General features: G+C 68.3%; 14 protein-coding genes. 9 read left to right on the forward strand and 5 right to left on the reverse strand.

The annotated features are described in order from the left end of the window. The first annotated feature begins 86 nt into the window (after positions 1–86). Positions 87–1196 (forward strand): peptide chain release factor 2, encoded by a 1110-nt coding sequence (gene prfB / locus IXW21_RS17435; protein WP_194765500.1) that lies wholly within the window; start codon positions 87–89, stop codon positions 1194–1196. Between the two features lie 30 nt (positions 1197–1226). Here prfB and IXW21_RS17440 read toward each other — a convergent pair whose 3' ends face one another. Together IXW21_RS17440 and IXW21_RS18310 are read right to left on the reverse strand one after the other, a co-directional pair. Then, positions 1227–2333, reverse strand: coding sequence for a DUF2510 domain-containing protein (locus tag IXW21_RS17440; RefSeq protein WP_194765514.1), 1107 nt, complete (start codon positions 2331–2333; stop codon positions 1227–1229). 39 nt (positions 2334–2372) lie between these two features. Then, positions 2373–3785: a DUF2510 domain-containing protein gene (locus IXW21_RS18310; RefSeq protein ID WP_228528726.1), complete on the reverse strand. Its 1413-nt coding sequence runs from the start codon at positions 3783–3785 to the stop codon at positions 2373–2375. A 139-nt stretch (positions 3786–3924) separates the two neighbouring features. Between IXW21_RS18310 and ftsE the strand changes: the two genes are divergently transcribed. The 3 genes from ftsE (at position 3925) to smpB (ending at position 6473) form a co-directional block, all read left to right on the forward strand. Further along, a complete protein-coding gene (ftsE, locus tag IXW21_RS17450) occupies positions 3925–4983 on the forward strand; it encodes a cell division ATP-binding protein FtsE (RefSeq protein WP_194765501.1) in 1059 nt (352 codons plus the stop codon). Continuing rightward, positions 4980–5894, forward strand: coding sequence for a permease-like cell division protein FtsX (ftsX, locus tag IXW21_RS17455; protein WP_194765502.1), 915 nt, complete (start codon positions 4980–4982; stop codon positions 5892–5894). The genes ftsE and ftsX overlap by 4 nt, the downstream gene beginning before the upstream one ends. Before the next feature lie 102 nt (positions 5895–5996). Further along, positions 5997–6473, forward strand: coding sequence for an SsrA-binding protein SmpB (smpB, locus tag IXW21_RS17460; RefSeq protein ID WP_056312202.1), 477 nt, complete (start codon positions 5997–5999; stop codon positions 6471–6473). Here smpB and IXW21_RS17465 read toward each other — a convergent pair whose 3' ends face one another. After that, entirely contained in the window at positions 6474–8336 is a 1863-nt protein-coding gene (locus tag IXW21_RS17465) for a prolyl oligopeptidase family serine peptidase (protein WP_194765503.1), read from the reverse strand. Between the two features lie 103 nt (positions 8337–8439). Next, positions 8440–9126 carry a transcriptional repressor LexA gene (gene lexA / locus IXW21_RS17470; RefSeq protein WP_194765504.1) on the reverse strand — a complete coding sequence of 229 codons (687 nt, stop codon included), beginning with the start codon at positions 9124–9126 and terminating at the stop codon, positions 8440–8442. Positions 9127–9406: 280 nt separating this feature from the next. Between lexA and IXW21_RS17475 the strand changes: the two genes are divergently transcribed. The 4 genes from IXW21_RS17475 (at position 9407) to hisH (ending at position 12190) form a co-directional block, all read left to right on the forward strand. Next, entirely contained in the window at positions 9407–9769 is a 363-nt protein-coding gene (locus tag IXW21_RS17475; protein ID WP_194765505.1) for a LysM peptidoglycan-binding domain-containing protein, read from the forward strand. A 74-nt stretch (positions 9770–9843) separates the two neighbouring features. After that, positions 9844–10938, forward strand: coding sequence for a histidinol-phosphate transaminase (locus tag IXW21_RS17480; RefSeq protein WP_194765506.1), 1095 nt, complete (start codon positions 9844–9846; stop codon positions 10936–10938). Then, positions 10935–11552, forward strand: coding sequence for an imidazoleglycerol-phosphate dehydratase HisB (gene hisB, locus IXW21_RS17485; RefSeq protein ID WP_194765507.1), 618 nt, complete (start codon positions 10935–10937; stop codon positions 11550–11552). Before IXW21_RS17480 ends, hisB begins: the two co-directional genes overlap by 4 nt. Beyond that, positions 11549–12190 carry an imidazole glycerol phosphate synthase subunit HisH gene (gene hisH, locus IXW21_RS17490; protein ID WP_194765508.1) on the forward strand — a complete coding sequence of 214 codons (642 nt, stop codon included), beginning with the start codon at positions 11549–11551 and terminating at the stop codon, positions 12188–12190. Before hisB ends, hisH begins: the two co-directional genes overlap by 4 nt. 56 nt (positions 12191–12246) lie before the next feature. Here hisH and IXW21_RS18315 read toward each other — a convergent pair whose 3' ends face one another. Further along, positions 12247–13086 carry a MinD/ParA family ATP-binding protein gene (locus IXW21_RS18315; RefSeq protein ID WP_323742304.1) on the reverse strand — a complete coding sequence of 280 codons (840 nt, stop codon included), beginning with the start codon at positions 13084–13086 and terminating at the stop codon, positions 12247–12249. A 109-nt stretch (positions 13087–13195) separates the two neighbouring features. Here IXW21_RS18315 and IXW21_RS18320 point away from each other — a divergent pair. Beyond that, a partial coding sequence (locus IXW21_RS18320) for a hypothetical protein (protein ID WP_228528727.1) occupies positions 13196–13442 on the forward strand: 247 nt, incomplete at its 3' end.

The raw sequence follows: 13442 nt of genomic DNA on the forward strand, positions 1-13442 counted from the left end.
CGTTTCACGCTACTCCGTCGCGCGGGGTGTCCGAGCCCGACGAAGGGTCCCCGCCGGTACAGGTGGCACGTTAGGCTGGACGCGACATGCTCGAACTCGATCTCTCCGCCGACATCCAGGCCCTCCGAGTCACTTACGGTGACATCCGCGAGGTCGTCGATGTCGATGCGCTCCGCTCCGACATCGCCCGACTCAGCGAAGAGGCCGGTGCGCCCGATCTCTGGGATGACACCGATCATGCGCAGAAGGTGACCAGCGCGCTGAGTCACCGGCAGTCGGCGCTCGCTCGCGTCGAGGGCATCGGCCAGCGACTCGACGACCTCGAGGTCCTCATCGACCTGGCGAACGAGATGGGTGATGAGGACTCCGCCATCGAGGCGCGGAACGAACTCACGGCCCTGACCGAGATCATCAACCAGCTCGAGGTCCAGACGCTCATGGACGGCGAGTACGACGAGCGCTCGGCCATCATCACGATCCGCTCGGGCGCCGGCGGCGATGACGCCACCGATTTCGCCGAGATGCTCATGCGCATGTATCTGCGCTGGGCTGAGCGTCACAAGTACCCGGTGAAGGTCCTGGACACCTCGTATGCCGAGGGTGCGGGCATCAAATCTGCGACGTTCGAGATCGACGCGCCGTACGCGTTCGGCACGGTCTCGGTCGAGGCCGGCACGCATCGCCTCGCCCGCATCAGCCCGTTCGGGTCGGCCGACAAGCGACAGACGTCTTTCGCGGCTGTCGAGGTCATCCCGCTCATGGAGGAAGCGACCGAGGTCGACATCCCCGAGAGCGACATCCGCGTCGACGTCTTCCGTTCCTCGGGCCCGGGCGGTCAGTCGGTCAACACGACCGACTCCGCTGTGCGCCTCACGCACCTTCCGACGGGCATCGTCGTCTCGATGCAGAACGAGAAGTCGCAGATCCAGAACCGCGCGGCCGCGATGCGCGTGCTCCAGACCCGACTCCTCCTGCTCCAGAAAGAGGAAGAGGCCGCGAAGAAGAAGGAACTCGCCGGAAACATCACGGCGAGCTGGGGCGACCAGATGCGCTCGTACTTCCTCTACGGCCAGCAGCTCGTCAAGGATCTGCGCACCGGACACGAGTCGGGCAACCCCGCAGCGGTCTTCGACGGCGACCTCGACGGATTCATCTCCGCGGGCATCCGCTGGCGCAAGCGCAAAGAAGAGGACTGAGCCGCACCGCTCTCAGCGAGCGGGACCCTCTCAGCGTGCGGAACCCTGGAACGACTCCGTGACCTCGTCGTTGCTGTAGACGATGCACTGGATCGTGCGATCGTCGAGGCGATTCCACGACGCCTCGGTGGGGACGAACCAGTAGTTGTCGAGCACGGAATCCTTGTAGGGGATGCCCACATACTCGGCGAACGCCGTGTCGCACCGTTCTGTCGCGAGAGTCTGCAGGGCATCGTCGCCCGGGTAGTCCCCGTCGTCGGCGTCGAAGATGTAGTAGACCTCGTCTGTGTGCGGCTGATCGCACGGCACGATCGGGAGCTCGTACACCTCGTCACCCCACTCCATGAACGGGATGCATTGGCCGACCGTGAGCTCGTCGAAGGTGACGGTCTCTGCGCCGGGCGGAGGCGCCGCTTCCGCCGATGGCGACGGTTCGCGCGAAGGCTCGTCCGACGGAACCGGCTTCTCGGTCGCCGCCGGTGCCGACTCATCGGCAGGCGAGTACTCCGCCGCTGCGAAGGTGAGCAGCGCGACCGCGAGGGCGAGCACCGCACCGAGCACTCCCACGGCCAGACCGGCGATGCCGGCCCATTTCGCACCCGGGAGGAAGAGTGATACGAGCGACGTCACGAAGCCGACTCCGAGGAGGATCCAGCCGATGAACGCGATCGCCGGGATGCACGACAGGACGACACCGAGCACCGCCACCGTCAGCCCGATGATGCCGAGCACGGAGATGCGCCGCTTCGCAGCAGCGGGGCGTGGGGCGTAGGGGTCGAGGGGGAGGGCGGCCGCCGTCGCAGGCGCACCCGGGTACGACGCAGCGGATGCGGCGTACCCACCGGTGGGAGCGGCAGGCTGAGATGCAGCTGCCGCGGGTGTCGCCCACGGAGCGGATTCCTGCGCAGCGTAGGGAGGGGTGAACGTCGGGATCTCGGGTTCTGAGCCGGAGCCGGACGCGGAGCCCGAGGACGGGGCGATGTCCGCGCTCGAGCCGCGCTCCACGGCAGACTCATGCGGAGTCGCCTGCGCCGGTGACGGTGGAACCGCATCCATCGTGTGCTCGGTCCAGGCCGAGCCATCCCACCACCGGAGCCGACCGGAGCCGTCGTCGTACCATCCTGCGGGCGTCGTCATCGTCGACTCCGTTCTGTGCTCGTCACCCGAACGCCTGGCTCAGCCTGCGGTCGGGACGATCGAGATCCGCGCGATCTCGCGGGCGGCCTCATCCGTGATCACGAGCACGTACGAGTCGCTCTGCGCGATGTCGAATGCGATCGGGCCGCTGACGGTCTGCCCGGATTCGAGCAGTTCATTGGGTGCGCCCGTGACGAAGAAGTCGAGCTGACCCTCGGTGCCGTCGGCTGTCTCGAGAGCGGTGAAGAGGGGATTCGCCGGCGTGACGCCGTCGATCCCCGTCCAGGTCGTCTCGACGGTGAGATAGCCGCCGTTCGTCGAGGGGACCCCCGAGCCGTCGTCGGTCGACCACGCGGCTCCGGTGACGGTCACCTCGCCGGTGCCGCCGAGCCAGCGGAGCGTCACGGTGTCGCCGATCGATCCCTCTTCGACCTGCGCAGTCGAGGAGTCCTCGTCGGGCTCTGCGCTCGGCGGCGGGGTCGACTCCGTGTCGGAATCACTCGCCGGAGGAGGGGTGGGAAGGTCTCGAATGGCCTCGGAGAGTGCCGCCCCCACGAAGAAGATCGCCATGACCACGGCGATGATCGCGCCCACGAACGAGAGGATGAGCCCCGAGATGCCGGGCCACTTCCGGCCTTTGAGGAACAGTGAGATCAGCGACACGATGAAGCCCGCGCCCAAGAGGATCCAGCCGAAACCGACGGTGAAGGGGATGCACGAGAGGATGGTTCCGAGTCCGGCGAGCCCGAGTCCGACGAGTCCGACCACAGAGAGTCGGGCCGGACCCGTGGGTGCGGAGGAGCCGGGATAGCCGCCCTGTGCGCCGTACCCCGCGGCCGGGTACGTCGGAGCGGAACCGGGGTAGCTCGGGCCGGCGCCGGGGTACATCGGAGCGCCACCCGGGTAGCCGGGCGCGCCGTGGGGATCGACCGGAGCGGAACCGGGGTAGCTCGGGGCGGCGCCGGGATACGTCGGTGCGGAATCCGGGTACCCGGGAGCGGCGTCGGGGGCGGTCGGAGCCGCGCCGGGGTACCCGGATGCATCGCCACCCGACGGGGTCGCGTACGGCGGGATCTCCTCGGCAGACGGGGCGGGCGAACCGCCGTGATCGCCCTCGGCCGGCGACGACGTGGAGGAGTCGCTCCAAGTGCCGCCGCCTTCGACCGCGGCGACGGAATGCAGGGAGTCACCCGTCTCGATCGAGGCTGCTGATTCACCGATCCCGGGCGTGCCGTCGGCGGCCGAGTGCTCGGCATCTGCGGGGGCCGCGGTTGCGGGGGCATCGGTCGCGGGGGACTCGGATGCCGGGGTCTCGGGGGCGGGGCTCGCAGGCGTGGGAGCCTCGGTCGCCGGAGTCTCGACGACGGGCGCGACGTGCTCGGTCCACTGCTCGCCATCCCACCAGCGCTGCCGGCCGGATCCATCGTCATACCAACCTGCAGGCGTGGTCATCGCATCCCCCTCGGAGTCGTCGTCCACGCTGGGGCGTGGATCCGCACCTCCATGTATAGCAGTGGGGTGCGACACGGAAGCGGACGGCGGGGGTGTCGCTCGCAACCAGGGGAATCGGCGCGCTTAGGCTCGTAAAGCCATGATTCGGTTCGAGAACGTCACGAAACGCTATCGCGGGACCTCCAGGCCCGCACTGTCCGGCGTCGACTTCGAGGTCCAGCGCGGGGAGTTCGTCTTCCTCGTCGGGGCATCGGGGTCGGGGAAGTCGTCATGTCTGCGACTCATCCTCCGCGAGGACGTGCCGACCACCGGTCGCGTCGCCGTGCTCGGCCGCGACCTCAGGTCGCTGGCGAACCGCAAGGTGCCCTACTTCCGCCGTCACATCGGCTCGGTGTTCCAGGACTTCCGTCTTCTGCCGTCGAAGACGGTCTACCAGAACGTGGCCTTCACCCTGCAGGTGACCGGCTCATCGCGCGGCTTCATCCAGCAGGCCGTTCCCGAGGCGCTCGCTCTCGTGGGGCTCGACGGCAAACAGAAGCGCATGCCGCACGAGCTCTCGGGCGGCGAGCAGCAGCGCGTCGCGATCGCGCGTGCGCTCGTCAACCGCCCTCAGGTTCTCCTCGCGGATGAGCCCACGGGAAACCTCGACCCGGCGACATCGGTCGACATCATGCAGTTGCTCGCCCGCATCAACGCCGGCGGGACGACGGTGCTCATGGCGACCCACGAGGCGGGTTTCGTCGACCAGATGCAGCGACGCGTGATCGAGCTCCGCGACGGCGAGATGGTGCGCGACGAGGTGCACGGCGGCTACGGCGACACCTCCAACATCCCGCGTCTCGCGCCCGAAGAGGTGCGTGGCGCCGCCGCGGCTGCCGCGCTCACCGCCGTGCAGGAGGTGCAGCGGCAGACCGCCGATCTCTCGGTGGTGCGGGCGGCCCTCGCCGAGGAACTCACTGCGCAGCGCAGGGCGGAGTCGACGGCGGCCGATGCGGTGCCGAGGGCATCCGAGACTCCCGAGGCTCAGGCCGCACCGATCGAGCCGCAGATCGATGAGGTGCCTGTCGTGGCGCCCGCGGCGGTCGCCTCCCGAACGCATCCGATCGTGCTCCCCGAGGTCGACGTCGCAGAGCTGGGAGTCGCCGATCGTCTCGGCCTCTCGGACGACGGCACAGAGGAAGTGGGGCCGACCTCATGAGAATCGGTCTGATCCTCACCGAAGCCCTGGTCGGGCTTCGACGCAACATCTCCATGGTCATCTCGGTCGTGCTCGTGACCTTCGTGTCGTTGACGTTCGTCGGCGCCGCGATCCTGATGCAGGCTCAGATCGGGACCATGCGCGGCTACTGGACCGAGCGCGCGCAGGTGGCCGTGTACATGTGCTCCGACATCTCGGAATCGCCGACCTGCATCGACGGCGGCGCCTCCGAAGACCAGGTGAACGCGGTGCGCGGCCAACTCGAAGGCGAAGCGCTCGCTCCGCTCATCAGCGAGGTGACCTTCGACTCGAAGGAGGACACCTACGCGAAGCTCGTCGATCAGCTCGGCGAGGATCAGGCGAACCTGATCAGCGCGGACCAGGCCTTCGAGGTCTTCTTCGTCACCATGAAGGACCCCGGGCAGTCCCAGGTGATCTCCGAAGCCTTCAACGGCGTCGCGGGAGTCGAGCAGGTGCAGGACCAGCTCCAATATCTCGAGCCGCTGTTCTCCGCTTTGACGGTCGCGACGTACATCGCCGTCGGAATCGCCGTGCTGATGTTGATCGCCGCGATCCTGCTGATCGGCACGACCATCCGGCTCTCCGCATACGCGCGGCGCAAGGAGATCGGCATCATGCGTCTGGTGGGCGCATCGAACAGGTTCATCCAGACGCCGTTCGTGCTCGAGGGCGTCTTCGCGGCTTTCCTCGGATCCGTGCTCGCGAGTGCCGCGGTCGTCGCGGGAGTGCACTTCGGCGTCGACGGTTACCTTCGAGGACGTGTGCCGTTCATCACCACCTGGATCTCGATGAACGACGCGGCGCTCGTCGTCCCCGTGCTGATCGGCATCGGTGTGGTGCTCGCGGCGCTCTCGGCCGGGTTCGCGATCCGTCGATGGCTGCGTACCTGACCTGACCGCCGATGGCGCGCGGCATCGGTATAGACTGACAGGCTGTCGTGTGCCCGTCGCCGGGCTCCGGAACCACTCCACGACACGGATCAGGAGAGAATCATGCCCAGGGAACGCGGGGAGAAGGTCATCGCGACCAATCGTCGCGCACGTCACGACTACAACATCGAGAAGTCGTACGAGGCGGGGATGGTGCTCACCGGCACCGAGGTGAAGTCGCTGCGCCAGGGGCGCGCGAACCTCAGCGACGGGTATGCGTTCGTCAAGGGGAACGAGGTGTTCCTCGATTCGGTGCACATTCCGGAGTACTCGCAGGGGCACTGGACGAATCATTCCGCGAAGCGCATCCGCAAACTGCTGCTGCACCGCGAGGAGATCGCGAAGCTGCAGCATGCGGTGTCTGCAGGCGGCTACACCCTGATCCCACTCAAGCTCTACTTCTCCGACGGTCGGGCCAAGGTCGAGATCGCTCTCGCCAAGGGAAAACGCGAGTTCGACAAGCGCCAGACGCTGCGTGAGCGCCAGGACACGCGCGAGGCCGAGCGTGCGATGCGCCTGCGCAACCGCACCGGAGACTGATCAGGACGACGGCGTGAAGCCGAACACGCGCCCGAGGAACGCGAGCTCGCGTTCGAGGGCGTCGACGATGGTCTCCGCAGAGCGGAAGCCGTGGCCCTCGCTCGGGTAGAGGACGTACTCGTGATCGACGCCGCGTGCGGCGAGGGCGTCGCGGATCGACTCCGACTGGGATGCGGGTACGACGCGATCGGCCCCGCCCTGCATCAGAAGCACCGGAACGTCGATGCGGTCGGCATGCGTGAGTGGTGAGCGCTCGACGTACAGCGCCTCGGCGTCCGGCAGCGGCCCGACGAGGCCGTCGATGTACGAGGCCTCGAAGTCATGGGAGTGCTCGACGAGCATCCGCAGATCGGCGACGCCGTAGCGGCTGATGCCTGCGGCGAACGTGCCGCCGCGAACGAGCGCGGACAGCACCGTCCACCCGCCGGCGGACCCGCCGCGGATCGCGATCCGTGCCGGGTCAGCCAGCCCCCTGTCGGCGAGGCCGCGTGCGGCGGCGACCACATCGTCCACGTCCACCACGCCCCACTCGCCGTCGAGGCGTTCGCGATACGCGCGGCCGTAGCCGGTCGAGCCGCCGTAGTTCACATCGAGGACCCCGATGCCGCGGCTGGTGTAGAACGCGATCGCCGACGAGACGGCGCCGGTGACATGCGCCGTGGGGCCACCGTGCACGAGGACGATGTACGGAGGCAACTCGTCACCAGGGGGAGTGATCTCGGGGTTCGCCGGCGCGTAGACGAAAGCGTGTACGGGGCCGCGCACGCCGTCGACCACGATCTCGGATGCCGGGGGCATCCACTCCGGATCAGCGGGTTCACCGCCCGTCACGACATCGATGTCATGGGTGTCGACATCGACGCTCCAGACCCCGGGGGAGCCGGTCGAGCTGTTGCCGGACAGCAGCACGCGGGTGCCGGACACGTCGTCGACGCTCACGTGCCCGTCCGCCGGGAGATCGAGCCTGCGCACGCCACCGTCGGCGCCGACCACGACGACCTGATCCCGCCCCGCGGTGCGGACAGCGACGATCCGGCCGTCGTCGAGTAGTCGATACCATCGGTTGCCGAGCACCCAGAGGCCGTACCCGGTGTCGCCGTCGGCGGTCTCGGCGACCGGCTCGGCGGCGCGGAGCGGGGAGATGCCGTGCAGCGCCTGTCGATGCAGCACCCATCGGCCTGAGGGGTCGTCGGCGTAGAGGAGCTCATCGTCGCCGCTCCACTCCGGCTGCAGCGCGGCGCGCGTCGGCAGGATGCTCGTGTACGTGCCGTCCGAGATCGCGAGGCTCGCGTGCTGCCACGGCATCCGATCGCCGTGCCATTGCACCCAGGCCATGCGGATGCCGTCGTCGGACAGCGCGGGATGGGCATAGAAGTGCGGACCCGCGACGACGATGCGAAGCTCTGACGGGTCGTCTGCGGCCGACCCGTCGAGCGGGATCTCGACGATCCCCCGGGTATGCGGCTCGGTCGTGAGGTCCTCGTACACCGCGAACAATCGCCCGGAACTGAGACGCAGGCCGCCGTATGCCGGTCCTGCAGGAGTCAATTCGAGAGCACGTCCGTCGCGCGTCAGCCGCCGGACTCGCTGGTCTCCGGCGTCGACGAAGTACAACGTGCCATCGGCGGCTGCCGTCCAGGCGCCACCCCCGTACTCGTGCACTCGGGAGCGCGCACTCCACGGTGCGGGGAGCATCTCGCCGCCCGAGGAGCTGCGCACAGTCACCCGTCCGCCCTCGGCGGGGACGGACTCGCCCCACCAGATCTCGTCGCCGACGAAGGCGGCGCCGTCGATCCGCGGCGAGGAGGCGGCGACGGACGTCGGCGAGAACGGCGAGGGCCATGAACCGAAGGATGACGACATGCATCGAGCCTATGGGGAAGGGTGATGACGTCGCCCTGCACCCAGCGGCGCTCGGTCGTCGAGGTGCCGGTGCGATCCCGGAGGCGCGTAAGCGCGGAGGGTCTCAGACGGCGCGAAGCACGGCGACGACCTTGCCGAGGATCACGGCCTCGTCACCCAGGATCGGCTCGAACGCCGAGTTGCGAGGCAGCAGCCAGGTATGGCCGTCACGACGGCGCAGGACCTTGACGGTCGCCTCGCCGTCGAGCATGGCGGCCACGATCTCGCCGTTCTCCGCGCTGCCCTGCGAACGTACGACCACCCAGTCGCCGTCGCAGATCGCGGCGTCGATCATCGACTCACCCGACACCTTGAGCATGAAGAGGTCGCCCTTGCCGACGAGCTGGCGGGGGAGCGGGAAGATCTCCTCGACCTGCTGGTCGGCGGTGATCGGCACTCCGGCCGCGATCCGACCGACGAGGGGGACGAGCGCGGCATCGCCGACGGGCGTCGCGACGTCGGCGGGATTCTCGCCGCTGGTGCCGGGAAGGTCGATCAGCACCTCCATCGCACGGGTCTTGCCCGGGTCGCGTCGCAGGTAGCCGCTCAGTTCGAGCTGCCCCAGCTGATGGGTGACGCTCGACAGGGACTTGAGTCCCACCGCGTCGCCGATCTCGCGCATGCTCGGCGGGTAGCCGTATCGGCTGATCGACGTCTGGATGACTTCGAGGATGGCCATCTGCTTGGGGCTCAGGCTCTTCCGGCGACGAGTGCGCGGAGCCTCGGACTCGGTGGCGGCGTTGTCGCTCATGATGCTCCTCAGGTGTGGACCCGGCGTCTCGGTTCGAATGTCGGTGGCCCGTGGTGGGGTGTTCCTATCGAAACCGTATCCGAGAAAAGCGCCGATGGGGAATATCTGTTCGAGCGTGTCGGTTGATTCGCGGAGCAGGTTTCGAAGAAGTCTTGACAGATGTTCGAATTCGAAGATACCTTCGGAACGTAGCTTCGCATTCTCGGCTCCCGGCCGAGTCGTGGATGCGAACGCTACGCCAACTTCACCGCCCACAGCGGACGCAGCAGAGGAGCACGACATGAGCACCATCACCTTCAGCACCGCAGCGATCGTCCCGGCAGTTCCGGCGACGCGCCTTCGGCTGACGGCGCGCGGTCGCAGTGTCGTCCTTGCTCTCGCAGCCGTTCCGCTCGCGGCGGGCATCGCTTTCGGCGCCCTCAGCGGTGGCAGCGCGATGGCGTCGAACGACCAGGTGGCGACGGTGTCGTTCGAGACCGTGACCGTGATGCCCGGAGACACTCTGTGGTCGATCGCCGAGGGTATCGCCCCGCAGGCGGACCCGCGCGATGTGATCGGAGAGATCACGCGTCTCAATGCCCTGCAGGGTGGCGCGCTGCAGATCGGCCAGGAGCTGGCCATCCCCACCCAGTTCTCGGAGTGACGTCGCGGCGGTCGATGCGCTCGCTGTGCATTCCGTCGACACGCTGAGCGACCGTCTTCGCCACTCGGCCTACCATGGGAAGGGTGACTCCATCACTCGCCGACCTCCCGCTCCGTGACGACCTTCGCGGACTCACTCCGTATGGCGCTCCGCAGGCCCCGCTTCCGATCGCGCTGAACGTCAACGAGAACACGCATCCGGTGCCGGATGCCGTGGCGAGCGACATCCTCGATGACATCGCCGTAGCGCTCCGGGACGTCAACCGTTATCCCGACCGTGAGTTCACGACACTGCGCGAGGGTTTCGCCCGGTACCTCGGTCACGGTCTCGAGCCGGAACAGATCTGGGCGGGCAACGGCTCGAATGAGGTGTTGCAGCACATCCTGCAGGCGTTCGGCGGTCCCGGCCGCACGGCGTTCGGCTTCGCGCCGACGTACTCGATGTACCCGCTGATCGCGCAGGGGACGGGTGCGCGCTGGGTCGCGGGGACCCGACAGCCGGACTACACGATCACGCCGGATGAGGCGGCAGCGCAGGTCGCTGCGGCGGATCCGAACGTCGTCCTGCTCTGCTCCCCGAACAACCCGACCGGCACTCCGATGGGACTCGACGTCGTGCAGGCGGTCTACGAGGCGGCCCGCGGGATCGTGATCGTCGACGAGGCGTATCAGGAGTTCGCGCCGCGCGATGCCCCCTCGGCGCTGACCCTGCTGGCGGGGCGGCCGCGTCTCGCCGTGTCGCGCACCATGAGCAAGGCATTCGCCTTCGCGGGAGCTCGCGTCGGCTACCTCGCCGCGGACCCTGTGTTCATCGACGCACTGCGTCTCGTCCGTCTGCCGTACCACCTCAGTGCGCTCACGCAGGCGGCTGCGGTCGCCGCACTGCGCAACGCCGACGTCATGCTCGGAATGGTCGATGAGATCGTCGAGCAGCGGGATCGCATCACGGCGACCCTCGAAGCACTCGGCTACACACCGCACGAGTCGTGGTCGAACTTCGTCCTCTTCGGAGGTGTGTCCGACCCGAAGCTCGTGTGGCAGAAGCTGTACGACCGCGGAGTGCTGGTTCGCGACGTCGGCATCCCCGGCCACCTGCGGGTCACGGCGGGCACCGAGGCCGAGACCACGGCGTTCCTCGACGCCCTCGCCTCGATAGGATCGGCTTCATGAGCAGCGCCACCCACACCCCGCGCACCGCCTCCCGCGTGCGCAGCACGTCGGAGTCCACCGTCGAGCTCGAGGTGAACCTCGATGGCACCGGCGCGAGCCACATCGACACCTCGGTGCCGTTCTTCGACCACATGCTGACGGCGTTCGCGAAGCACTCGCTCACCGACCTGACCGTCCGCGCTTCCGGCGATACCCAGATCGACGCGCACCACACGGTGGAGGACATCTCGATAGTCCTCGGACAGGCCATCCGTGAGGCTCTCGGCGACAAGTCGGGCATCTCGCGCTACGGCGACGCGCTGGTGCCGCTCGATGAAGCTCTCGCGCAGGCGGTGGTCGACATCTCGGGGCGTCCGTATCTCGTGCACACCGGCGAACCCGAGGGCTTCGAGTACCACCTCATCGGCGGTCATTTCACAGGTGCGCTCGTGCGTCACTCGTTCGAGGCGATCACGTTCAACGCGGGGCTCACCGTGCACGTGCGGGTGCTGGGTGGGCGTGATCCGCACCACATCGCCGAGGCGGAGTACAAGGCTTTCGCGCGTGCGTTCCGACAGGCCAAGGCGCTCGATCCGCTGGTCGACGGCATTCCGTCGACCAAGGGTGCGCTGTGAGCGGGGCCCCCAAGGTCGCCGTCTTCGACTACGAATCGGGGAACGTCCACTCCGCGGTCAAGGCGCTCGTCGCGGCGGGTGCGGATGCCGTGCTCACCCGTGACCGTACCGAGGCGCTCGAGGCCGNCGGCCTCGTCGTCCCGGGCGTCGGCGCGTTCCAGGCCGTCCGCGATGCCCTCCACGCGCACGGCGGCGATGAGATCATCGATCGCCGTCTCGCCGGCGGGCGCCCGGTGCTCGGCATCTGCGTCGGCATGCAGGTGCTCTTCACCCACGGTGTCGAGCGCGGTCACGACACCGAGGGGCTCGCTGAGTGGCCCGGCGCCGTCACCGAGCTCAATGCTCCGGTGCTTCCCCACATGGGCTGGAACACGGTCGAGCCCGGTGCCGATTCGGTACTGTTCCGAGGAATCGAGAACGAGCGGTTCTACTTCGTGCACTCCTACGCCGCGCAGTCATGGGAGCTCGACGTCATTCCGCCGTTCCCGCAGCCCGTGCTGACGTGGACCACGTATGGCGACCCCTTCCTCGCGGCCGTCGAGAACGGGCCGCTCTCGGCGACGCAGTTCCATCCCGAGAAGTCGGGGGAAGCCGGCATCCAGCTGCTGCGCAACTGGGTCGACAGCCTTCGGGGGTGACTCGAACGGTCGACACCGACCGTGTCGACCATGAGCGGCTGTGCGCTCGCTGCGTGTCAGAAGCCGCGTGCGACTGCCGCGGCGGCCGACAACCACGCCTGCTGCGTGGGCTCCGCGAGCGCGCGCAGTCGGAGGTGCCCGTCGACCATCTCGCGGTCGAACGGAATGCGCACGACCTCGCGCGCCAGCGACCTGTATCCGGCCACGACGCTGTCGACGTCGGCGGATGACGCCTTCGGGTCGGCCTGACTGACGACCACCACAGACTCCTGTGCCAGTCGCGCCGAACGCTCGTCCCGGTCTTCGAGCGCCTCCAGCAGCAGGGCCCCGGCCTCGGCGTGATCGTCGCGCGTCGTCGTGGCGACGACGATCTGATCTGCGCGGTCGATCATCCGCAGCCACATCGGGTCGGACTCGTCGTTGCCGGAGTCGATGATGATCAGACGGTAGAACTTCGCCGCGACCGAGTGGATCGAATCGACGTCTGTCGGGCTCAGGCGATTCTCGTGCGCGAGCCGGATGGGCTTCGAGCGCAGAACGTCGTATTTCTCCTGAGGCTGGTGATGAACGAAATGGGCGAGATCGGCCGACTGTCCCTGCGCGCCGAGGAGACGCTGTGTCTGCGGCAGCAGCTCGAGCAGCGTGCGATCATGGGCGCCGGTCTCGGTGCGCCATCCCAGTGTGCCCCGCGTCTGGTTGTTGTCCCACGCGAGGACGCCCGCGCCGCCGTACTGTGCGAAGACGGCCGAGAGCAGCACCGTCGCGGGGGTCTTGCCCGCGCCACCCTTGCCGTTGACGACGGCGACCGTGCGCGGACCCGGCCAGTGCATGCTCACCGCGTGCTCATCGTCGCGGATGGCGCGCTCTCGTGCGTTCGGGCCGAGCGAGAACCCCACGCGGTTGAGGAATCCTCGACCGCCGCGACGCGCCGGCTCTTCTCGACGCTCCTGCTGAAGGAATGACGGCCGCTCGACACCCTGCTCGCGCTGCGAACGCCGCGACGACGTGGACGACTGCGCAGGAGAGGCGGGCGTCGACGCCGACGTGACGGGCGTCGAGGCGATCGGCTCGGCAGCCGGTGGTGTCGACGCGGAGTGGACGGGCCGGTTCGCTGCGATCGACGGGGCGGGGGCAGCGACGGCGCTCGGCACCTGGGGGATCGCGGTGGGCATCGTGCGCGGAACCGGCGGCGTGGGTGACGCGGGCGTCTCCGGTGCGTCGGTGGGCCGGGGCGCCGCGTCGGTGGGGGTGG

It is taken from the genome of Microbacterium sp. UFMG61, from assembly GCF_015354505.1.
GTDB lineage: Bacteria > Actinomycetota > Actinomycetes > Actinomycetales > Microbacteriaceae > Microbacterium.

What these genes read in the sequence shown, in the direction of transcription:
- ftsX (WP_194765502.1), top strand. Translation starts at nt 4,980, where the DNA reads ATGAGAATCGGTCTGATCCTCACCGAAGCCCTGGTCGGGCTTCGACGC.
- IXW21_RS17480 (WP_194765506.1), top strand. Translation starts at nt 9,844, where the DNA reads ATGGGAAGGGTGACTCCATCACTCGCCGACCTCCCGCTCCGTGACGAC.
- hisB (WP_194765507.1), top strand. Translation starts at nt 10,935, where the DNA reads ATGAGCAGCGCCACCCACACCCCGCGCACCGCCTCCCGCGTGCGCAGC.
- smpB (WP_056312202.1), top strand. Translation starts at nt 5,997, where the DNA reads ATGCCCAGGGAACGCGGGGAGAAGGTCATCGCGACCAATCGTCGCGCA.
- prfB (WP_194765500.1), top strand. Translation starts at nt 87, where the DNA reads ATGCTCGAACTCGATCTCTCCGCCGACATCCAGGCCCTCCGAGTCACT.
- IXW21_RS17465 (WP_194765503.1), bottom strand. Translation starts at nt 8,336, where the DNA reads ATGTCGTCATCCTTCGGTTCATGGCCCTCGCCGTTCTCGCCGACGTCC.
- IXW21_RS17475 (WP_194765505.1), top strand. Translation starts at nt 9,407, where the DNA reads ATGAGCACCATCACCTTCAGCACCGCAGCGATCGTCCCGGCAGTTCCG.
- ftsE (WP_194765501.1), top strand. Translation starts at nt 3,925, where the DNA reads ATGATTCGGTTCGAGAACGTCACGAAACGCTATCGCGGGACCTCCAGG.
- IXW21_RS17440 (WP_194765514.1), bottom strand. Translation starts at nt 2,333, where the DNA reads ATGACGACGCCCGCAGGATGGTACGACGACGGCTCCGGTCGGCTCCGG.
- IXW21_RS18310 (WP_228528726.1), bottom strand. Translation starts at nt 3,785, where the DNA reads ATGACCACGCCTGCAGGTTGGTATGACGATGGATCCGGCCGGCAGCGC.
- lexA (WP_194765504.1), bottom strand. Translation starts at nt 9,126, where the DNA reads ATGAGCGACAACGCCGCCACCGAGTCCGAGGCTCCGCGCACTCGTCGC.